Genomic DNA, 21,007 nt, shown 5'->3' on the forward strand with positions numbered 1-21,007 from the left:
GTCGTCTCGCTTTGGGGCAACACCTGTGTCAGACACGTTGAAACCGACCAAGATCTCCCGCGAGGGTGTCATTCTGATCAAGAGCTTCGAGGGTTTCCGCCCTCGGGCGATCCAGCGCGACGATGGCCGCTGGATGATCGGTTACGGCCATACGGCGTCCGCCCGCGAGGGGCTGACCGTTTCGGAAGTCGATGCTGAACTGCTGTTGCAGTACGACCTGCTGCCTGTCGTCAAGGCGATCGACGAAGTCCAGGCGCCGCTGAACCAGCACCAGTACGACGCCCTCGCCAGTTTCGTCTTCTCCATCGGGGTGGATCGCTTCCGCTCCTCCGAGGTCTTGAGGCGACTGAACGCGGGTGAGACCCAGGCTGCGGCCGAAGCCCTGGCCGCCTGGATCGACGACGGCGGCCCCTTGTCGCCCCCGCGTCGCCGCGCGACCGAACGGGCCCTGTTCGTCGCCAATCCGGACGCCCCGGTCTCCCTTGCCGATCTGCTGTCCGCTCCCCTGCCCCCGGCGACGGCGACGATCTTGGAGACGACGGAGGCGGCCGGTTCGATCGGTTTCGACGCGGTCGATGTCGCGCCTTTTCCGGCCCATGACGCGTCGGAGCCCATGACGTGGGAAAGCGCAATATCCGCCCTGCTGAACGAGTCGGATCTCAAGCAAGCGGATGAAGAGGTCGACGAAGGTCCCGATCAGGCGTCTCATCCTGCAGACGACGCCGCGGACGCACCTGCGAGCCAGGACGCCGAAACCCCCATGGCGAACGGCGAAGCTCAACCGGTGGAAGCCGAGCCGGTGACGACGGTCGAACCTTTGGTCGATGCGGGCAAGCCGTGCGCAGACTCCGCCTCGCCCCCTGCCGAATCCTCTGTTGCGCTTCTTCTGGACGAGCCGGCCGTCGAGGCGGAACCCGAAGAGGCCAGGGCCGTGCCTAGGCCTGCCGAATCTTCAGATGGTGAGGCGGAAACAAGCGAGCCCCCGGTCGAGGCCGACGCAGGAGAATTCGTCGCTCCGGCCCTCGAACAGCCCACAGCGTCGGACGAACCCGAGCCTGCCTCATCGGAGCCGGCTTCAGCGTCCCCTGCCGCCCGCCCGGCGCCCAGCGCGGCCGTCTTCTATTCTCCCTACGCGATTCGGGTGACCGGACCGCTCGCCCTCCTCTCCTCGCCCCCCCCGTCGCCCCCGGCGGCCTCCGCCTCAGCCGTCCCGGCGGCGCTGACGCCCGTCCCGCTTGAGACCCTTGCCGCAGAAGCGGAGCCGGCGAACGACGACGGCGTGAGCCTTCCGGAGGAGGCTGTGGCGGCGCCGGCCGCCGAGGCGGAAGCGGCCTCCGTCGATCAGCCCGCCTTCGAGCCGTCCAACGCCCCGAGCCCCACGCCGACCCTGGCATCCGCCGATGCGCCCGACGTGGAGGAACAGACGGTTCAGGTGCCCATGTTCTTGATCGCCCCGACCGAGCCGCCCGCCGAGCCGGACAGCGAGCAGGCGTCGGCGGGGCGTTTGGAGGCCGCTCCGCCTCCCCACGCCGCGACCGATGCGACGGGATTCACCGACCTCGATCAGACCGCCCTGTTCGACGCGGAGGTCCAACCGGAGGACGGCCTGCATCCGTCGATCGACCAGGAGGCGACGCCCGACAAACGGTTCGACTGGAGCGAAACCGCGACCTTCCTGGTGATGGGCGGCATAGGCATGCTGGCCTTCGGCGCGGCCATGGCGGCCTTCCGACAGGCGTCGAACTCGACGGGGGGCGAGACCGCCGTCATCGGCTGGGTTCTGGCGATCATCGCCTTGGCCTGCGTCGGGGTGTCGGGCTACAATCTGTTTCAGCGCTGGGGCCGCCCGACGGATCCGACGGCCTGACGGACGGAATCGTCACAGGCTGAAACGGACAGGTCATCCTACGCTTTGCGAAAGGCCGTGCGCGATGCTACGCCCAAGGGCATGAGCATTCCCTTCGCACCCCAATCCATGGAATTCGGCCTCGGCGAGAACGCGGACGCCATTCGCGACACCACCGCGCGTTGGGCGGCGGATCGCCTGGCGCCCCTGGCCGCCGAGATCGACGAAACGAACAGCTTCCGCCGCGAACTCTGGCCCGAGATGGGCGAACTGGGCCTGCACGGCATCACGGTCGAGGAAGAGTTCGGCGGCCTGGGCCTGGGCTATCTGGAACATGTGGTGGCGATGGAGGAGGTGTCGCGCGCCTCGGCCTCGATCGGCCTCAGCTACGGCGCCCACTCCAATCTGTGCGTCAACCAGATCCGCCGCTGGGGCACGCCTGAGCAGAAACAGAAATATCTGCCCAAGCTGATCAGCGGCGAACACGTCGGATCGCTCGCCATGTCCGAGGCCGGTTCCGGCTCGGACGTCATGTCCATGCGCACCCGGGCCGAAAAGCGGGGCGACCGCTACGTCCTGAACGGGACCAAATTCTGGATCACCAACGCCCCCCACGCCGAGACCCTGGTGGTCTATGCCCGCACGGGCGACGGCAACGGCGGGGTGACCGCCTTTCTCATCGAAAAGGGCATGAAGGGGTTCAGCGTCTCCAAGAAGCTGGACAAGATGGGCATGCGCGGCTCCGACACCGCCGAACTGGTGTTCGAGGACTGCGAAGTGCCCGAGGAGAACGTCATGGGCCCGGTCGGCGGCGGCGCCGGCGTGCTGATGAGCGGCCTGGACTATGAGCGCGCAGTCCTCGCCGCCGGCCCACTGGGCATCATGCAGGCCGCCCTGGACGTGGTCCTGCCCTATGTCCGCGACCGCAAACAGTTCGGCAAGCCGATCGGCAGCTTCCAGCTGATGCAGGGCAAGGTGGCCGACATGTACGTCGCCCTGAACAGCGCCCGGGCCTACGTTTATTCGGTGGCCCGCGCCTGCGACGCCGGCCTGACCACCCGCTATGACGCTGCGGGCGCCATTCTGCTGGCGTCCGAAAACGCCGTGAAGGTCACGCTTGAGGCCGTTCAGGCCCTGGGCGGCGCGGGCTACACCAAGGAGTGGCCTGTCGAACGTCTGGTCCGAGACGCCAAACTCTATGACATCGGCGCCGGCACCAACGAGATCCGTCGCTTCCTCATCGGTCGGGAACTGCTGGGCGGCTGACGGCTTCTTTCGGACGGAAGGAGACACCCATGCCCGCAAAATCCGCAGCCCAGCAGAAGGCCGCCGGCGCCGCCCTGTCGGCCAAGCGCGGCGACACGCCCAAGTCGGAGCTGAAGGGCGCGTCCAAGTCCATGGCCGAGTCCATGACGGAAAAACAGCTGGAAGACTTCGCCCACACCAAACGCAAGGGCAAACCCGAACACGCGGCCAAGAAATAGCCGGTTCGGCGCGATTCTTCGGCATTGTTGCCGTTCCGTAAGTGGCGGTGAAACCTCTGTGCGCCTAAATGGGCGAACTCCTTTCGCCGAGCCCGCCGCTGATGCCCGCCCAAGACAAGCCGAACGACGACCTGCGGCTCTTCTCCGACGTGATCGAGGAACTGGGCGAAGGCGACGACCCCAAACTGAAGCTGGAAGAGCTGGTCGCCGCTTTCGGCGAACGGGGCTTCGGGGCCATGATACTGATCCTGTCGATGCTGGCCCTGCTGCCGTGGCCGCCGGGCGGCAAGGCGGTGTTCGCCGTACCCATCATCCTGATGGCGCTGGAACTGGCCTTTCAGCGCAGTTCGATCTGGTTGCCGCGCTGGGCGCTGCGCACCTCGATCAGCCGTCCCGCCTATCGCGCCGGGGTGTCGCGGATCATGAAGACGGTGCGCTATGTCGAAAACCTGACCCAGCCGCGCCTCCCCCTTTTGACAGGCGAAGTCGCGGATACCATCACGGGCCTCGTCTGCGTCCTGCTGGCGCTGATCATGGCCCTGCCGATCCCGTTCGGAGACGCCCTGCCGGGCATCGCCTTGGTCTTCTTCGCCCTGGGCATGATGCAGAGAGACGGTGTGGCCATTCTTCTGGGCGCACTGGCGACCGGGGCCTGCGGTCTGTACCTGTTCCTCATCTGGCACACGGTGTCAGAGATCGCCCATCACGCGGCCGGATGGTTCTCGGGCGTTCTGCCCTGAACGACAAAAGGGCCGCCGCGTCGCCGCGACGGCCCTTCATTGTCTGACCGCGAACGGCCGGACCGCAACTCAGCCCGAAAGGATCAGGCCAGGCCTCCGACGAGGACCAGGGTCGCGGCCACCGCACGCGATTGATGACAATGAGACACTGGATCACCTCCTTTCGACTGTTGAACAGGGACTCGAAAGGTAAGACGCCTCAAGGCTTTGCGCCAATAGGCTTCGCGATTTCGTGAAGTCAGCCGTCAGGCCGCCTGCTGCGCGCCCGGCGCCAGGCCCTGCATCATCATGCGATTGATGTCGATCAGATCCTCGAACGACTCCTCTCCGCGCATGACCAGTGAAGAGTGGCGATTGACGAACAGGCTCAGCGAGATGATCTGGGCGCGCACGGCCTGAGGCAGGGCATTGGCGGAATCGCCGCAGTCCGCCGCCAGGGCCGACCAAAGACGGCGATTCCAATCCAAGGCGTCAATCCGGGTGGCCAGATCACGCTCATCAGACTTGGACGCCTGGACCAGGGCGCGCGTGACCTGACCGAACAGGCGGTATTCCAGGTCGCGCGGCGTCTCAGCCCGCGTCGCCGCCGCTGCGTACGCCTGAAGCGACATTGAGCACCTTCTCTTCGTAATCGACAATCTTACGGGCGGCCATCAAGGCCTTATAGTATTCGCGTTGCAGCACATAGCGCGAGGCGGCGACACATTCGGCCAAGACGTCCGGGTTCTTGGTCGCCCCCATGAATTCGGTGATGCGGAGGGCCATCTCGTCGTAGAATTTCGACGCCGACGCCTCGTCCAGATACATCATCATGATCGGGAAATAGATGCGGCGCGCAGGGGTCGTGACCTCATCGGCCTGCATGATGTCCTTTTCACGCAAAACACTGGCGCGGTTTTGCAGGATGAGAACGCCGCGACGGTCGCCGTTTTGAACCACCGCGCCGTTCAACACGAATTTTTCGCCGGGTTTCAACGACAGTTTCAAAGCCATTGACGACCGAACTCCTTCAGCAGGTCGGAACCGATCGAAGATGGACCGCCCCTAACGATTCGAAACCTTAAAGGCTGAGGGTTAATCATCCCTTGTTCCCAGCCTGCGCGGAACACCTGCCTCGGGGCGACGTTTCGTCACCAGACAGGAGGCGACCATGCCCGACATGGACTATCAGGACGATCAGGGACAGGCCGAGGTCTTTGACGAAACCCATCTGGACGATGAAGGCGAAGGCGACCTTCTGCTGGATGAGGCTGACCAAATTCTTGACGTCACCCAGGCCGACGGCGATGCGGACGAAGACGCCTTCGACGAGGACGACCTCGACATCGACGATCAACTGGCCCTGGACGGGATCGAGCGCGAGGCGGACGCCCTGCTCGGCATGGACGGCGAAAAGGTCAATCAGTCCGACGCCGACAGCAATGATCTGGCGGCCGAGGGCGAAGTCGAACTGGTCTACTCGGGCCTGATGGAAAATGAGCGCGGCGCCCAGGCCAGTGCGGCGCACTGGGAGGCGCGACGCCTCGACGACGACGATATCGAACAGCTCGGCTACGGCGCCGACGACGCCCGCACGCAAGAATCCTGAAAGGAGCGCACATGCAGGACGCGAACGCTAAACAAGACGCCTCGACGGACACACCCCACGCCAAAAGGGTCGAACCGCGCGAAGGCAAGCCCGACCAGTTGGAACACCGCGTAAATCCGGAAGAAGGGCGCGAGGAGGCGCTGATCGACGAGAGCGTGGAAGAGACCTTCCCCGCCAGCGATCCCATCTCGCCAAAACATATCACCTGATCGCTGTTCAGGCGATTGCCGATCGGCTAACCCGCTTCGTGGCACTCACGAGGCGGGTTTTTTCATGAGCCGGTTTGAAGGCACTGATCGCTATATCGCAACGGCCGACCTGAAGGTCGCCGTCAATGCGGCCGTGGCCTTGGAACGTCCGCTGCTGATCAAGGGCGAACCGGGAACGGGCAAGACCGTGCTGGCCTATGAGGTCGCCAAGGCCTTCGATGCGCCCCTGATCACCTGGCACGTCAAATCGACCACCAAGGCCCATAACGGACTCTATGAGTACGACGCCGTCAGCCGGCTGCGCGACAGCCAGCTCGGCGAGGCGCGGGTTCAGGACGTCCGCAACTATCTGAAGAAGGGCAAGTTGTGGGAGGCTTTCACATCCCCGACGCGCCCCGTCCTGCTGATCGACGAGATCGACAAGGCGGACATCGAATTCCCCAACGACCTGTTGCAGGAACTCGACCGGATGGAGTTCTATGTTCAGGAGATCGACGAGACGATCCGCGCCGAGGTCCGGCCCATCGTCATCATCACCTCGAACAATGAGAAGGAGCTGCCGGACGCCTTCCTGCGCCGCTGCTTCTTCCACTATATCCGCTTTCCCGACGCCGAGACCCTGGCGGCCATCGTCGACGTCCATTTTCCGGGCATCAAACCGCGCCTGGTCTCGGAGGCGTTGAAGACCTTCTACGAGATCCGCGACACGCCCGGCCTGAAGAAGAAGCCCTCCACCTCCGAACTGCTGGATTGGCTGAAGCTGCTGCTGGTCGAAGACATTGACGCGGAAACCCTGCGCGAAAAGACGCCCAACAAGCTGATCCCGCCCCTGCACGGCGCCCTGCTCAAGAACGAGCAGGACATTCACCTGTTCGAACGCCTGGCCTTCCTGGGCCGCAGAGACGGCGCGCGCCCGGGCGGCTGAGCGGCATTACCGCGATTTCACTGGACCACTCTCTTCGATGGCTCAAAAATAGAGACCATGAGCGTTACACTCCCGTATCGTTTGCTGACCGCCGGCGTGGCGATCGTCGGGCTCGGTGCAGGCCTGGTCGCCTGTGACGGCGAAAACGCGGTTCGGATCACCAAGACCACCACGACCAGCGCCTCCAACGACGTAGAGCCCGGCGTGCTCAAGGTCGTCGAAGGTCTGAAATGCCCCGAAACGCTGGGCGTGCTGACGCGCAAGGGCTTTGCTGACCCGGGCGGGGCCGCCTGCACCTACGGCGGCCCCCGCGGCGCCGAGGTGGTGCTCTATCTGGTCAAGCTTGAAGATCGGTCCGCCGAGGACGTGCTGCGCGAATATGAACGCCGCGTCTCGTCGGACATGCCCCAGGCGGCGATGCGTATCGACGCCCGCCAGACGGAAAACGGTACGGAAGAGGCCACTGTCGCCGCGCCCGGCGTGAACATCCAGGCCAAGGGCGATGACGCCTCGGTCAAGCTTCCGGGGCTTCAGATCGAGACCCGGGGCGACAGCGCGAGCGTTCGCATCGCGGGCATCAACATCCAGTCCAAGGACGGCGAAGGCGTCCGCACCGAAAAGAGCAGCGTCAAGATCGACTCTAACGGCGAAACCACCCAGATTCGCACTCAGGCGCCAGGGGACGCCACGCGGGCCAGCTTCATCCTGGCGGACGACGACGTGCCGGCGGGCGCATGGCGTCAGGTCGGCTTCGAGGCGCGTGGGCCCGCTGGCGGCCCGCTCGTCATCGCGACGGTTCGCTCCAAGTCACGGCACGACCGGGTGTTCGAAACGGCCAAGGATCTGGTCGCCCTGAACGTCGGAGACTGAAATCCACGCCGAAAACAAGCGCCGACGGCCGGACGCCTTGATCCTGACGGCGCTTTGCGTCACCTGACCAGCCCACCAGCGAGCAGGATCGACGATTTGGCCGAGCGCCCCAAGAAGAAGACCGAAGTCCGCGCCTGGCAGCGCATGCTGTCGGGCCGACGCCTGGATCTGCTCGACCCCTCTCCTTTTGACATTGAGATCGAGGACATCGCCCACGGCCTGGCCCGGGTTGCGCGGTGGAACGGCCAGACCATCGGCGAGCACGCTTTTTCGGTGGCCCAGCACAGCGTCGTGGTCGAGGAGATCGCCGCCCACATCAAGCCGGGGCTGGATCCCAAATGGCGCCTCGCCGCCCTGCTGCACGACGCCTCCGAATATGTCATCGGCGACATGATCTCGCCGTTCAAGGCGGCCCTGGGCTCCGGCTACAAGGATTTCGAGGCGCGGCTGGAAGCCGCCATCCACGTCCGCTACGGCCTGCCGCCCAAGACGCCCCAAACGATCAAGACCCTGATCAAGAAGGCGGACAAGGCCTGCGCCTATTTCGAGGCGACGCAGTTGGCGGGTTTCAGCGAGAAGGAATCGCTCGGCTTCTTCGGCGCGCCCCCGCCCGGATACAGCCTGACCATCGAGCCCCTGCCGGCCTCTCTCGCCCAGGCGCGCTATCTGGAGCGGTACCAGGTGCTGGCCAAGGCCGTGGGCCTTCTGCCCGCCGACGACGCCTGGCACACGGAATAGAGCTGTGACTGGGCCGACGGATCAAGGCGTGCGAATCGGTCTGTCGGCCGTCGTCATGACGCTGAAGGACCGTCGTGCCGTGGTCCTGACCACCCAGACGGAAGACGGCGTCCGCGCCCTGCCGTTCGGGCCTTTCGACCCGGCGCGGGACCGCACCTTTGAGCGCGCGCTGCGCGACTTCGTGACCGATCAGACGGGGTTCCGGCTCGGCTTCGTCGAACAGCTCTACACCTTCGGCGACGCGGGCCGCGCCTCGCCCCGCGCAGCGCCCGGCCCCGACCAGATGCGCGAGGTGTCGGTCGGCTATCTGGCCCTGACCTCGGAAGCCGCCGCTCCGCCGGCCCATGACGCCCAATGGACCCCCGTCTTCGACATCTTCCCCTGGGAGGATCGGCGTTGCGGCCGATCGACTCTGCATGGCTCGGTGATCGACGCCCTTTTTCGCTGGGCCGGGGCGGATGAACGCCGCCTGGGCCGCGCCCGGGCCCTCTTCGCCCTGACGCCGGATCATCGCTGGAATGAGGAGCGCGTTCTGGAGCGCTACGAACTTCTTTATGAGGCGCGCCTGGTTGCGGAGGCTTGGCGCGACGCCCGACAGACGCCGCACGACGTCCCGCCCCTCCCCGGCGCCGTCATGGGCTCCGACCACCGGCGCATTCTCGCCACGGGCCTTGGTCGGCTGCGCAGCAAGCTGAAGTATCGGCCCGTCCTGTTCGACCTGACGCCTGAGTCCTTCACCCTTTCCGAGCTTCAGGCGGCCGCCGAGGCCGTCTCCGGCCTCACCCTGCACAAGCAGAACTTCCGCCGCGCTGTGGAGCGGGCAGGCCTGGTCGAGCCCACCGGCCGGATGTCGTCGGCCACGGGCGGCCGCCCCGCCGAGCTGTTTCGATTCAAGGGCCTGGACCCGGAAACCGGCGCCGCGCCCGGACTGTCGCTGCCGGCGCAAAGATAGGTTCGGATTTCTTTCACAGACAGCTTGCGGCGCCGCCGCTCTGCCATTAGAGAAGCCGCTCGCTCGACCAAGCGACTGATGCGCCGCGGAGAGGTGGCAGAGTGGTCGAATGTACCGCACTCGAAATGCGGCGTGCCTGGAAGGGTACCGTGGGTTCGAATCCCACCCTCTCCGCCATCATCCTGCCGCCTCCAGGCCAAGCCGGACGCACCCCCGAAAACTGACGGCTTTCCTGCCGAACGCGCGTCGCTTCGATCTCTAATTCCAGAGACTCCGCCGGACTTTCGACCGGCGGAGCTGTGTCCCCTACTGCACCTGACCTGAGCGAGCGAGCGCCGCCTGGACCTCGGCCCGGGCGGCCTCCATGTCGCGACGGAAGACGTCGGAGCGTTGTTCGGCCCCATAGATGATCATGCCCGACAGTAGGCCGGCCTCGACGGCGCTGTAGCTGTGTGATCCGCAGATGTAGCGGCTCTCGGCGTAGGCGCGGCCGCGGGCGTACAGTTCGTTCGCGCGCTGGGGGGCCAGTTCGGCCAGGATCATGGCCACATGGGCGCCGTGGGCCGAATGGCCGGACGGATAGTCGGGATTGCCGGCCAGATGGTCGGTCTTGGCTTCGCAGATCGGCTGGTCCGTGCCGATATAGGGCCGTTTCGTGCCCCAGTGGGTCTTGGCGTCGCCCACGACGGATCGGTCATTGCCCGCCCGGTTCAGAAGGGCGGTCAGCACGGGCGCGGCGTCCGGCGTCAGTCGCACGCCCAGGGCCTCTGCGAAGTCGTCATAGATCTCGCCCGACACGTCCGAGGTCGCCAGCGCCCAGCGCGGCGTGCCCTGCAGGGCGCGGGTCTCACGGAATACGCCCTGGTCGGCGACGGCGCGGGGCGAACCCGGCGGGGGCGGCGGAGCCAGCACCTGGGTCAGATCCGGGCGGTCCGTCGGCGCCAGATAGCCGCGCGCCGCCCCTTCGTCGGTCAGCTCCACGGCGAGCCCGTCGCACCGCTTTTCAGTCCGCAGCAGATTGCAGACAGCCGCCGCGCCCCCGGTCAGCCGCACCTCATAGGCGGGGAAGCGCGGATCCGGCGTCATATAGTCGGTAGACACATATTGCGCTCCGCTGGCGAAGGCGGCGCTGCGCATGGAGACGTCGCTCGTGCGCGCCTCCCGGGTGTCGGCGTCGGCGCGGGTGCGGACGATGAAGCCGGCGCGAACGGCGGCGCGAATGCGCGCCTGATCGGCCACCGGGTCGTTCAACGTCAGATAGGCCGCTGCCGGCGAGGTCTCGTCGGTGTTGACGAAGAAGATCCGACCTTCCAGCGAACGCCGCGCGCCGCGATAGGCGGCGACCTTCTCGGGGCCTTCATCCAGGGCGAAGAAGACCTTGCCGCGCGCCGCGCCCAGCCGCGGCCAGCCTCCGGCCAGAACCCCTTCACGCAGGGTGGCGTGACGCCCCTGGACCCGGTCGGGCGTGATCAGGTGATCGGCGTCGAACACCGACCGCACCTCGGCGTCCAGGGCGTCCCAGGCGGCGGCGTCGAAATCCAGCGGCGTCGTTCCGCCGGGCATGGCCGGGCCGCCCGTCTTGGCGTTCAGCATGATCAGAATGGGGGCATGGTCCGAATGGGCGCGCGACCAGTCGCGGATCTCCGTCAGACAGGCCACAAAGGTCAGGCAGGTGCTGCGGAAGTCGACGTCGGGCATGTGCAGGGTCTTGAAGCCCGGCCGGGCCATGGCTTCCGCGAAGGCGGCGCTGACCGGCGCGCCCTGGCCCGGCCGTCCCAGGGCCGACAGGGGATGGGCGTAGCGCCCGCCCTGCGGATCGTTCAGCACGTCGATCTCGATCTGGCGCGCCCCGGCTTCCAGCTGTTCCGTCAGGGGGCGATGCGAATAGTCCAGAGCCACGGCGCCGGGATTGACGGCGATCATGGCCTGAAGTTCGGCGGAGGGGATCGGCAGCTTGTAGCTGTTGTGGGTGCCCACCGCCGTCAGATCGTTCATGCCCAGATTGCGATCCATCCAGGCCGGGGCGCAGGGGTCGCCGCCGGCCGCGCGTAGATCGGCTGCGGTCAGGTCGCAGGCCGGCGCCGCGCCCGCCAGAGCGGAGCCGGCCATAAGGGCCGCCATCAGATTGAGCATCGAAAATCCTCGGAAGTCACAGGCAGAAGGGAAAAGGGATCACAGCGACCAGCGCAGGCTGGCGGTCAGGCTGGGGCCGACGCGGCCCAGCTGGAGCAGGCGCCGCGTGTCGTATTCGTAGGCGAGGTCGGTCGTATCGGTCAGGTTGGAGGCGGCGACGACCAGGGTGCCGCCGGACCCGATCTCGAACGAGGCCTGAGCGTCCAGATAGCCGGCGGGGCCGACGGTGAAGTCGGCCACCCCTCCCCCCTGCATGTCCGCCTCGGACCGGAAGGCGGACCGCCAGGACCAGGACAGGCCGATCACGACCGGCCCGCGCTCGAAGAAGGGGTTGATGGAATAGGCGAAGCGCGACACCCCCGCCAGGCTGCGTCCGCCCGGCCCGTGGCCGTCGGTGAAGGTGCCGCTGGCCCACAGGCCGAAGCCGGAGGGAAGCCGCCGGTGAAGCCCCACCTCCACGCCCCGGCTGATCGCGCGCCCCAGATTGGCCGGCCGCGACATCATCACCTCGGCCCGCACCAGGGGACCGGCGCGGGTCTCGAACACCAGCATCTCGGGCGCGTCCACCAGGCCGATGAAGTCGTCGATGCTTTTGTGGAAGACGGCGAGGCTGAGCGCGCCTTGCGGAAAGCTCCACTCATACGAGGCGTCGAGATTGGTCGACATATAGGGGCTGAGATCCGGGTTGCCGCCGACCCCGGTGAAGATCGAGCCGGGCGACGGGGCGTCGATCTCTGCCTGCCCGCGCTCATAGATGTTCGAGACAAGGGAGCTGGCGGGCACGGTCGCCAGGCGCAGGTCCGCCAGCGAGGGCCGCGTCATCGTGCGGGACGCCGCCAGCCGCAGGCGCCGGCCCCGATCCAGATCGAAGGCGATGTTGAAACTGGGCAGCAGGGCGGTGTCGGTCCCCAGCTTGGAGACCGGCCGAATGGCGGCGCTGCCGCTGTCGCCGGCGTTCAGAAAGGCGCCGTCCACCGCCGTGCGCGTCGTCACCAGACGAAGACCCAGATTGCCCGAGAAGGGGGCGCCGCCCGCCTCTCCCTCGAAATCCGTTCGCCCGTAAAGAGCCCCGACACGCTCGCCGACGCGATAGGAGTTCTGCAGGTCGGCGCCCGTGGGAGCCAGGGCGTCGGGCCCGACCGCCAACTCCTCGCTTTCCCGGGGGATGTGAAAGGCCTGCTGAAACCGGTCGAAGTCGGCGGCGATCCAGGATCCCGGATGCCGGTCGATCAGGGAATCGAACACGTCGTCGGCCACGCGAAATCCGAGAAACTCGGGGGTGATAACGGCGCCCGGCCGAAGCGCGGCCTCACGGTCGCGTCTCTGGTAATCGCGGGACCGATCGCTGATCTGGGCGCCGAAGGCGATTTCGGTCAGGACCGTCCTGCCGAGATCGACGGACACGGGACGCCGCAGATCGAGGAGGCCCGTCAGGTCCTCGTCGACGGATTCGATGGCGCGAACGCCCAAACGCTTGAAGGCGAAGCCGGTCGGGTCGGACAGGTCGAGATCGGTAGTCAGCAGCACGGCCTTTCGCCCGCTCGCCGCTCCGCTGACATCGAACACATAGGCGGGGGCCTGTAACGAACGGAAGGAGATCCTCTCCAGCGGCGTATCCAGCTTTGATCGTGCGCGGGACAGGCTGAAACGCGGCGTCAGGCTCCAATCGCCCAGCACCACATCCGCCCTGCCCGACACCACGATGTTCAGGTGCGCCTGGGCGGAGAACTCCGTGTTGTTGTCGATCACGCCCGCCCGGATCGAGCCGGCCGTGACCACGCCGTCCGTGACCGTGGCCATGGCGCCGGGCGTCTCCAGAAGGGCGCCGAGCCCATAGGCGATCCGGTCCTCGCGAATGGTGTTGTCGAAGGTGGAGACGAGGCTGTCGAACCGCAGCCTGAGTGAAGGGGAGGCCCGCCACTCTCCACCTAGGAAGAGGCTTCGCCTCAGCCGATCCTCGTGCTCGACCGTCGTCCTCACATCGTTGGGGGCGACCGCCGGCTGCCCCTCGACGACGACCGGCGTATAGCGTCCCACCTGAAAACGGTCGTAGAGGACCGACCGCCCCTCCTGGGACAGGCCGCCGACCAAACCCCATGCGCCGCCTTCGGACACGAACCGGCCCGCGAGGGAGACGTCTGTTTCCGGCCGGCCCGTTCGCGCCTCGACGGAGGCGCCCGCCCTGAGGCTCAGGAAGGGATCGCCGTCCAGGCCGCCGATCGTCTCGATGTCGATGTTGGAGCCGATCCCGCCCTCGATCAGATCGGGCGTCGCCGACTTGGTGAGCTGAGCCCCCGCCAGGAGATCGGCCGACAGGGCGCGGAAGCGGAACTGCCGACCGCTCTGGGTCGAGTTGCGGATGTTCTCGTTGAAGGCGACCGGCGCTCCGTTCAGGGTCACCGACTGGAACAGCGGCCCCAGCCCCCGAACGCTGACGAACTGCCCCTCGCCCACCTCGCGTTCGATGGCCACGCCGGGGACCCGCTGCAAGGCCTCGGCCAGATTCGCGGCCGGAAGTTCGCCGATCCGGGTCGCGGACGCGCTGTCCAGGATGACGTCCGCCGCCGCCTTGCGTCGCAAGGATTCCTCGATCTGCTCCGACAGCCGCGCCACGACCGTGATCGACTCCAGCTCTGCGGCGGGAACGGCCGGGATCTCGGCGGGCTTTTGGGCTTCCATCCAGACCCGCAGGCCCCGGTCGCCGATGAAACGGTGCCGCAAGCCGGTGCCTTGGAGCATCTGGTCTGCCGCAGCGCGCCAGGACATTTGCCCGCGAACCGCTCGCGTGCGCCGCGCCTCGCCCATGGGCGTCAGAAAGGCCAGGTCACAGCCCGCCGAAACACAGAGCTGCACCAAGGCGCGACGCGCGTCCTGGGCGGGGATGTCGAAAACCTGCGCGCGATCCTGCGCCCGGGCGGCCGGGGCCCAGCCGCCGAGGGCGACGATCGCCAGAGCGGCGGCGGCGACGCCTCCCCGTAGCGCATCGAACGGCGTCGATCGTGCGGGCGGTTTCAAGCGAACGGCGCCTTGAGACAGGATAGCGAACAACGAAGACGCAACGCTTAGCGCGCTTGCGTGACAGCTCTGCGATAGACCTATTCGGCGCGGATCAGGACCCGGCCGTCTTCGCCACGTTCGATCGAGATCGGCAACAGGGCGTCCAGCCGGTCGATCAGTTTCGCCTCGTCCGTCAGGGGCAAAACCGCCGTCACGCGCATCTCGGCGAGGGCGGGGTCGGCGATCACCAGAGGCGCGCCTGCGTAGCGCCCCGCCTCTTCGACCACGACCGACAGGGGCGCATCGTGGAAGACCAGTCTGCGCTCGCGCCAGGCGGTGGCCGCCTCGACGTCGATCCGACGAAGACTGACGCGGTTGACGCCCCGTTTGAAGACGGCCTGCTGCCCCGGAGCCAGGGCGACGGCGCGCTCCAGCGCGCGGGCGCGGCCGACGTCGGTCCGCCCGACGGCGACCCGTCCCTCCAGCAACGACACCTCCGCCTGGTCGTTTCTCAACGCCGCCGCGAACCGCGTCCCTGTCACGATGACGTAGCGATCCTCGACCGCGACCTGGAAGGGTCGTTCGGCATTGTGGGCGACGTCGAAATAGGCCGCGCCCTGCATCAGGGTCACCCGGCGGGCGTCGCGGCCATAGGCGACCTGGATCCGCGTGCCGGAATCCAGGGTGACGCGCGACCCGTCTTCCAGCGTCACATCCGTGATCTGGCCCGGCGCGCTGGCGTAAACACGACCGGCCGCGACGGCGGGCTCCTGGCCAGCGCCGGGCAGGACCAGAGCGACGGCGGCCACCGCCGCCACCGCGCCTGTGGCCAGCCCGCCGGCGATCAGCAGACGTCTCTGGGACACGACAGTCCGTCGTCCCCGCAGACGCGCCAGATCGGGCGCAAAGACATCGCCCAACGGCGAGAGTTCCGCCAGACCGCTCTTCGCAGCCTCGTACTGGTCCAGATGAGCGTCGTCCGCCTCCAGCCATTCGAGGAAGGCCGCCTGGTCGCGCGCGGAGACGTCCGGCCGTCGCATGCGCGCCAGCCAGGATTCGGCGGTCAGCGGCCGACGATCAAACAGGGATGTCAGGCGCTGGATCATGCGCAAACAGAACGCTCCGGGACGCGGCGGGGGGATGGGGCGCCGACGCCTTCAAGACTCACAACGACAGTTTCAGCGAACCCCTCAGCCATCGCGTGAAATCTTCAGCTGACGGAGAGCTTCGGCAATGTGTTTTTCGACCATGCTGACCGACACGCCCAGACGTTTGGCGATCTGGACGTAGGTCTGGTCCTCGAACCGGTGCAATAGAAAGGCGTCTCGGGTTCGCGGCGGCAGGGCGCGGATGACGCGGGCGGCCGCAGCCAGATTCTCTCGGCCGATCAGCTGCTGGTCGGCGGCAGGCGCCTCGCTCGCCACGGCGCGCGGCGAAGCGTCGAGGGCGTGGATGTCGTCCGTGCCCCGAACCCCCGTCCGACCGGCGGCCTTCCACCGATCCGCCTGAAGGTTTCGGGCGATGACGAACAACAGGGGGCGGGCGTCCGGTCCCGTCAGATCGTGGCCCGCGCGGTGGAAACGCGTGAAGGCTTCCTGGGCCACGTCCTCCGCGTCCTCGGCCGACAGGCCGCGGCGCTGGACATAGGCCATGAGATCGCGCCGCAGGCCGGCGAAGACCTGATCAAGCGACATGGTCGCCCCGCTCACCTGGACACTCAGACGCGACTAAGCGAAGACGCCCCCTCCTCGCGGAAGGGGCGTCGCGCCGGCCTCTGTCCCGGCGGGTTGGGCCGGGGAAGGCGAAGGACGACGTCGGTCGCCCCCCGCTTTCGACATGAGGTTCGCTTGTGGGAATGGATCAGAACTCCATCCGCAGGCCGAAGTTGATACGGCGTCCCGACTTTTCGTACATGGTCGGGAAGGAGGGATCCATCGTGTATCCCTTGGTCGCCTCGTCCGTGACGTTGATGCCTTCCACATTGATCTGGAGGCTGTCGGTCACGCGGTAGCTGGCCGACAGATCGACCTGGCCATAGCCCTCGCGCGTGATCGGGTACATCTCGTAGCCGATGGCTTCGACATACTCGTCCTTGTAGTTGTAGGAGGCGCGGGCCTGCAGCTTGTCGTTCTCGTAGAACAGGGTGACGTTGTAGGTGTTGTCGGCCAGACCAATGGGCGGCGTCGGGATGCCAAGAGTCGAGGAGCCGGTCAGCGAGCTGTCCAGCGCCGTGTAGTTGGCGTTGATCCCGAAGCCTTCCAGCGGCGAGAAGAACTGGCCGAAGGGCACGACGGCGACCAGCTCCACGCCGCTGACCTCGTAGGAGCCGGGCTCGTTGATCGGCTGGTAGACGTCGAAGGTGTAGACGCCGTCGATCGTGCCGTTGGCGTTGTACTTGGTGACGTTCGGCACCGTGCCGGTCAGGGCCTGGCGCACCACGCCCTCGATCTCCTTCCAGAAGTAGGAGACCGCCAGCAGGCCGCCGTCGCCCAGATACTGTTCCAGACCGGCTTCCCACTGTTTGGCGTAGGTCGGCTTCAGGTTGGGGTTGCCGTCGGTGAAGCGGAACGAGTTCCAGCTGGCCGTGCGCTTGTAGGCCAGGTCCGTCAGGGCCGGACGGATCAGGGTCTCGGATGCTGCGGCGCGGAAGATCAGGCTGTCGGTCAGGTCGGCCGTGATGTTCAGGCTGGGCAGGACCTTGTCGTAGCTGCCGTCGCTGGACACCGGCTCCGGCGTATAGGTGGTGCCGCCGGTCGGCGTTTGAATCTGGTGATAGCCCGAAGAGGTGATCGAGGTGTCGATGTAGCGGGCGCCGCCGTTGACGGCGACCGGCACCGGTCCCAGGGCGAACTCCAGGTCAGCCATGGCGTAGGCGGCCAGAACCTCTTCCGTCACCTCGTAGTAGTCGCCGACGTTGAAGGGAGTGAAGAAGCCGTCATAGCGGAAGGTGCGACGGGCGTAGTCGTTCGAGACCTGGCTCCAGTTCAGGTCGCGGATGCTGTAGTCGCCGCCGGGCACCAGATCGCCGATCGGCGTCAGTTCGCTCTGCGACATCGGGCGCCCCACATAGTCGACCTTGCCTGCACCGGAGCCCTGGATGTTCAGCGAACCGTACTGGCGCTCCTTGGACTTGTCCGTATAGCGCGCGCCGACCTGGACGCTTTTCAGCGCCGGGAAGAAGCTGAAGTCGACGTACTGGGTGAAGTCGATCTGGGCGGCGTACTTGTCGTCGTTGATCTCTTCGTAGGTGGTCTCATAGGCCTCGAACAGATAGCGCGAAGGCGAGTTGTACATGTCGATCGAGGCCGGGTTGACGCTCTGGATCGTCTCGCCGCCTTCGGCCGTCCAACGCGTCCGCGACGGCGCATAGGCCACGTGCTTCAGATTGGCGTAGTCCAGGGTCTTCTCGGCGCCGGAATAGCCGGCGATGGCGTGCAGTTTCCAGCTGTCGCCGCTCCAGTGCAGCTCGGTTCCGAACTGCTGGTAGTCGGTTTCGTTGATACGCTCCTTGCTGAGCATCTCGTGCTGGGTCGCGGTGTAGGAGACGTCGCGCAGCACCACCATGCCGTAGTCGGCCAGGGTGGTCTTGTCGAACTCGTGGATGGTCTCCAGGGTCGAGCGGCTGGAGGCCGAATAGGCAGCCGCATCATACTCGTCCTCGGTCGTGTCGTAACTGCCGACCATGGCGTCGAAGGCCAGGCTGAAGTTCGACGACGGGCGATACTGCAGAGAGACGGTGCCGCCCCACTGATCCTGGGTGTTCAGATAGGCGCGGTCGCCGACCTTGTCCTGGAAGATGATCCGGTTGGTGACATTGGTGTCGGACCGGTTCGGAATGGCGATGCCGGCGTCTCGCAGCAGAACCGCCGCCGCCTGGGTCCCCCGGGCGCCGGTCGAGGTCGCCAGGAAGCGCGACATCGGGCGGAAGTTGATGCCCGATTCCGAGTCGGTGCGGTTGGTGCGGCGGGCCGTCGAGAAGGACACCAGGGCCCCGAAGTCGCCCCAGGTGTCGCTGGCCAGGAAGGCGATCTTGGGATCGATCTCTTCGGAGATGGAGTTGTAGGCGCCCTCCACCGAACCGACGACCCGGCGACCGGCGTAATCGAACGGACGGGCGGTCGAGATATTGACCGAACCGGCGATGCCGCCTTCTTCATCGGCGGCGCGCGGCGACTTCTGGACCGTCACCTGCTGGATGATTTCCGAGGCGAAGATGTCGAACTCGACGTCACGACCGCCGCTGCCCGAGGCGGTGGCCAGGCCGTTGATGCTGACGAAGGTGAAATCGCTGGGCAGGCCGCGCACGTTGACGCGCTGGCCCAGGCCGCGGTTGCGTTCGATGGTGACGCCTGGGATGCGCTGCAGTGCCTCGGCCAGGTTCTGTTCGGGGAAGTTGGCGACGTCGGTGGCGACGATGGAGTCCGAGAAGCCGACCGTCTTGCGCTTGATGTCGACCGCCTCTTCAAGGCTGCGGCGATAGGAGCCGGTGACGACGATCTCGTCCAGAGTGGCTGTGGCCTGGCTCGCGACGGCGGCCGGTTCGGCGGTCTGCGCCAAGGCGACGAACGGCGTTGCAGCGACCACGGCGAAGGCCGTCGTGCCCAGAATTCGGTTCTTCATGTGAGTAGCCCCCAGTGAGTTCTAGGCGCTTCAACGACGGGCTCTCAGGCCCCCTCAATGTGTGACAGGCCTTTTCATTCAAACTTCACGGCCCTGTCGCGTTCGACCTTCTCACACAAGCAAAACGGCCTGCAGGCGCAACCTGCGGGCCGTCGTCCGATTCTGGCGAAGGGACGAGTTCAGCCGCCGAAACTGCGCCCCCCGCCGCCGAAGCCGCCGCGCGAGACGACCGTGGTCCGGCTCTGTACCCGCGTCGGCGCCTGCTTCACGACATCTCCGTTTTCGCGCGTCGTCACCATCCGACCGGTCCGGTAGTCGCGATAGGCATAGCCGCCGCCGTATCCGTTCACATATCGATCCTCGCGGTCTCGATACAGCGGGCCGCCCCCGTAGTAGCGCCCGCCGTCCAGCATCTGGCCGATGACGAAGCCGGCCAGCAGCGGGGTGAAGAACGACCCGCCGCCCTGATTGCTCGGCTGGCACTGCGACGGGCCCCACTGGCCCTCGCACTCCTCGCGCGTGGCGTAGCGGGGGGCTGTGCGGGCGGCATCCTCCTGCGCCTTGGCCAGGGCGGCGTCGCACTGCGCGTCCGGTATGACGTCCGCCGCACGGCATTCATCCAGGGAGGCGTAGGCCAAGGCCGGTTCTGCTGCGGCGCGAGGCGCCGGCGCGTCCGGCGCGTCGCAGGCGGCCAGCGAGAAGCTCGCAGTGGCCATCAGGCCGCCGATATGCAGGGCGCGCGACCGTTTCAGTTGGCGCAGGGTCTTGGTCTGGGGCAGGTCGGCTTCCGGCTTGCGATCGGTCATGGCGGTCACGACGTCATGCAGGCGGCGTTCAGCAGGCCGACACAGATCGAGACTGAGGCGAGGTACACCGCCGCCGCGATCTCGCCCGCCTCGATCCGGGCCACCAGATTGCGGAAGGCCAGGCGGCTGATGGTGACGAAGACCACGATCTGGATCACCCCGGCCAGCAGGGCCCAGGCGGCGAACTCCATCAGACTGACCGTATGCGACAAGGCGGAAGCCAGCGGCAGGACATAGCCGATCAGGGCGCCGCCCAACGCAATGGCGGCGGCCGTATTGCCCTGCCGGATCAGCGTATGCTCGTGGTACGGCGTGACCCACTGGTAGACCAGCTTGAACGCCAGGGTGAAGCCGCCCGCCACGGCGAAGGCGATCAGGAAGGCGATCGCCCCCTGCTGAAACAGGAACCAGTCGAACATTCGGTCTTCCCCTCTTCAAACACGCCCTCAGGCGCGGAACTCGGCCATTTCCAGCGGAATGCCGATCATGATTTCGTGCGTCGTCTCGCCGCCCTCGGGCTGCTGCTCCAGGGCGATCATCAGTTCGCGCCCGCCCGCCAGTTCGCGTGCATAAAGCATGCAGGTCTGGAAGATTTTGGCGTAGGGTTTGGTTGCGGCCCGGTCGTCCCAGATGGTCTCCCACAGGGTGACCGGCGGCTGGATCGCGTCGCTCTCGGAGAACCAGAACCGCGGATAGTCGGGCAGGTCCTCGGCCGCCCCGTGGAAGACCGGCGCCGACAGCCGGTCGCGCCAGACCCGCCGTTCCCGCTCTCCCGGCGGATAGGCCGAGGTCCAGGGCACGAACAGGCTGAAATCATAGTTCTCCAGCCCCGCCTCGTCGTCACTCATGGCCTGAAGCATGACGTGGTCGTCGGTGTAGAAGCGATGGACGAACTGGCCGCTTTCCAGACTGATCAGCCCCTGAGCCGAGATGTCGAGCACGTCGCGATCCAGTGCGAAACGGGTCTCTTCGCCCAGCCGCCGCCAGGCCAACGGGTCCAGCGACACGGTCCGACCCACGGTGATGTTGCGCACCGCCGCCAGCTTCGATGCGGGCTCAGCCTTGTTCGACGATCCGAAGAGTTTCTTGAACATGGCGA

At 66.6% G+C, this 21,007-nt stretch carries 20 protein-coding genes and 1 tRNA gene; 11 read left to right on the top strand and 10 right to left on the bottom strand.

Annotated elements, in window-relative coordinates; translation table 11 throughout:
* Positions 1-25 precede the first annotated feature (25 nt).
* From BSP_RS12785 to BSP_RS12800, 4 genes are all read left to right on the top strand, one after another.
* Complete coding sequence (locus tag BSP_RS12785) at positions 26-1,867, top strand: lysozyme (protein WP_152950570.1); 1,842 nt, start codon at positions 26-28, stop codon at positions 1,865-1,867.
* 81 nt (positions 1,868-1,948) lie between these two features.
* Positions 1,949-3,112: an isovaleryl-CoA dehydrogenase gene (locus tag BSP_RS12790; protein ID WP_054766071.1), complete on the top strand. Its 1,164-nt coding sequence runs from the start codon at positions 1,949-1,951 to the stop codon at positions 3,110-3,112.
* A gap of 29 nt (positions 3,113-3,141) precedes the next feature.
* The gene (locus BSP_RS12795; protein WP_152950571.1) at positions 3,142-3,330 is read left to right on the top strand and encodes a DUF3008 family protein; all 189 of its coding nucleotides are present in this window, start codon (positions 3,142-3,144) and stop codon (positions 3,328-3,330) included.
* A gap of 101 nt (positions 3,331-3,431) precedes the next feature.
* Positions 3,432-4,070, top strand: a complete 639-nt coding sequence (locus tag BSP_RS12800; protein WP_152950572.1) for an exopolysaccharide biosynthesis protein — start codon at positions 3,432-3,434, stop codon at positions 4,068-4,070.
* Between the two features lie 245 nt (positions 4,071-4,315).
* On the opposite strand, the gene flaF is transcribed toward BSP_RS12800, so the two are convergent.
* Both flaF and flbT read right to left on the bottom strand, forming a co-directional pair.
* The gene (gene flaF / locus BSP_RS12805; RefSeq protein WP_152950573.1) at positions 4,316-4,681 is read right to left on the bottom strand and encodes a flagellar biosynthesis regulator FlaF; all 366 of its coding nucleotides are present in this window, start codon (positions 4,679-4,681) and stop codon (positions 4,316-4,318) included.
* On the bottom strand, positions 4,641-5,063 hold the full coding sequence (gene flbT, locus BSP_RS12810; RefSeq protein WP_152950574.1) for a flagellar biosynthesis repressor FlbT: 423 nt from the start codon (positions 5,061-5,063) through the stop codon (positions 4,641-4,643). The genes flaF and flbT overlap by 41 nt, the downstream gene beginning before the upstream one ends.
* A gap of 157 nt (positions 5,064-5,220) precedes the next feature.
* Here flbT and BSP_RS12815 point away from each other — a divergent pair, with 157 nt between their 5' ends.
* The 7 genes from BSP_RS12815 (at position 5,221) to BSP_RS12845 (ending at position 9,529) form a co-directional block, all read left to right on the top strand.
* Complete coding sequence (locus tag BSP_RS12815; protein ID WP_054766075.1) at positions 5,221-5,658, top strand: hypothetical protein; 438 nt, start codon at positions 5,221-5,223, stop codon at positions 5,656-5,658.
* An 11-nt stretch (positions 5,659-5,669) separates the two neighbouring features.
* Positions 5,670-5,867, top strand: coding sequence for a hypothetical protein (locus BSP_RS12820; protein ID WP_054766076.1), 198 nt, complete (start codon positions 5,670-5,672; stop codon positions 5,865-5,867).
* A gap of 64 nt (positions 5,868-5,931) precedes the next feature.
* On the top strand, positions 5,932-6,792 hold the full coding sequence (locus tag BSP_RS12825) for a MoxR family ATPase (RefSeq protein WP_152950575.1): 861 nt from the start codon (positions 5,932-5,934) through the stop codon (positions 6,790-6,792).
* A 57-nt stretch (positions 6,793-6,849) separates the two neighbouring features.
* Positions 6,850-7,662, top strand: coding sequence for a methyltransferase type 11 (locus BSP_RS12830; protein ID WP_152950576.1), 813 nt, complete (start codon positions 6,850-6,852; stop codon positions 7,660-7,662).
* 144 nt (positions 7,663-7,806) lie between these two features.
* A complete protein-coding gene (locus BSP_RS12835) occupies positions 7,807-8,400 on the top strand; it encodes a YfbR-like 5'-deoxynucleotidase (protein WP_054766983.1) in 594 nt (197 codons plus the stop codon).
* 55 nt (positions 8,401-8,455) lie between these two features.
* Positions 8,456-9,352, top strand: coding sequence for an NAD regulator (locus tag BSP_RS12840; RefSeq protein ID WP_227976115.1), 897 nt, complete (start codon positions 8,456-8,458; stop codon positions 9,350-9,352).
* Between the two features lie 87 nt (positions 9,353-9,439).
* Positions 9,440-9,529 (top strand) — tRNA-Ser (locus BSP_RS12845).
* 129 nt (positions 9,530-9,658) lie between these two features.
* Here BSP_RS12845 and BSP_RS12850 read toward each other — a convergent pair.
* The 8 genes from BSP_RS12850 to BSP_RS12885 form a co-directional block, all read right to left on the bottom strand.
* The gene (locus BSP_RS12850) at positions 9,659-11,485 is read right to left on the bottom strand and encodes a Ca2+-dependent phosphoinositide-specific phospholipase C (protein ID WP_054766080.1); all 1,827 of its coding nucleotides are present in this window, start codon (positions 11,483-11,485) and stop codon (positions 9,659-9,661) included.
* A 39-nt stretch (positions 11,486-11,524) separates the two neighbouring features.
* Positions 11,525-14,500: a TonB-dependent receptor gene (locus tag BSP_RS12855; RefSeq protein WP_227975965.1), complete on the bottom strand. Its 2,976-nt coding sequence runs from the start codon at positions 14,498-14,500 to the stop codon at positions 11,525-11,527.
* An 80-nt stretch (positions 14,501-14,580) separates the two neighbouring features.
* Entirely contained in the window at positions 14,581-15,588 is a 1,008-nt protein-coding gene (locus BSP_RS12860) for a FecR domain-containing protein (RefSeq protein WP_152950577.1), read from the bottom strand.
* A gap of 84 nt (positions 15,589-15,672) precedes the next feature.
* Positions 15,673-16,191: an RNA polymerase sigma factor gene (locus BSP_RS12865; RefSeq protein WP_224760962.1), complete on the bottom strand. Its 519-nt coding sequence runs from the start codon at positions 16,189-16,191 to the stop codon at positions 15,673-15,675.
* A gap of 151 nt (positions 16,192-16,342) precedes the next feature.
* Complete coding sequence (locus BSP_RS12870) at positions 16,343-19,102, bottom strand: TonB-dependent receptor (RefSeq protein WP_152950578.1); 2,760 nt, start codon at positions 19,100-19,102, stop codon at positions 16,343-16,345.
* A 179-nt stretch (positions 19,103-19,281) separates the two neighbouring features.
* On the bottom strand, positions 19,282-19,908 hold the full coding sequence (locus BSP_RS12875; protein WP_054766985.1) for a DUF1190 domain-containing protein: 627 nt from the start codon (positions 19,906-19,908) through the stop codon (positions 19,282-19,284).
* A gap of 5 nt (positions 19,909-19,913) precedes the next feature.
* Positions 19,914-20,327: a DUF350 domain-containing protein gene (locus tag BSP_RS12880; protein ID WP_054766084.1), complete on the bottom strand. Its 414-nt coding sequence runs from the start codon at positions 20,325-20,327 to the stop codon at positions 19,914-19,916.
* 27 nt (positions 20,328-20,354) lie between these two features.
* Positions 20,355-21,002, bottom strand: a complete 648-nt coding sequence (locus BSP_RS12885) for a DUF2491 family protein (protein ID WP_054766085.1) — start codon at positions 21,000-21,002, stop codon at positions 20,355-20,357.
* Positions 21,003-21,007: the final 5 nt, after the last annotated feature.

Origin of the sequence: Brevundimonas sp. Bb-A (genome assembly GCF_009394735.1) — a bacterium.
Taxonomy (GTDB): Bacteria; Pseudomonadota; Alphaproteobacteria; order Caulobacterales; family Caulobacteraceae; genus Brevundimonas; species Brevundimonas aurantiaca.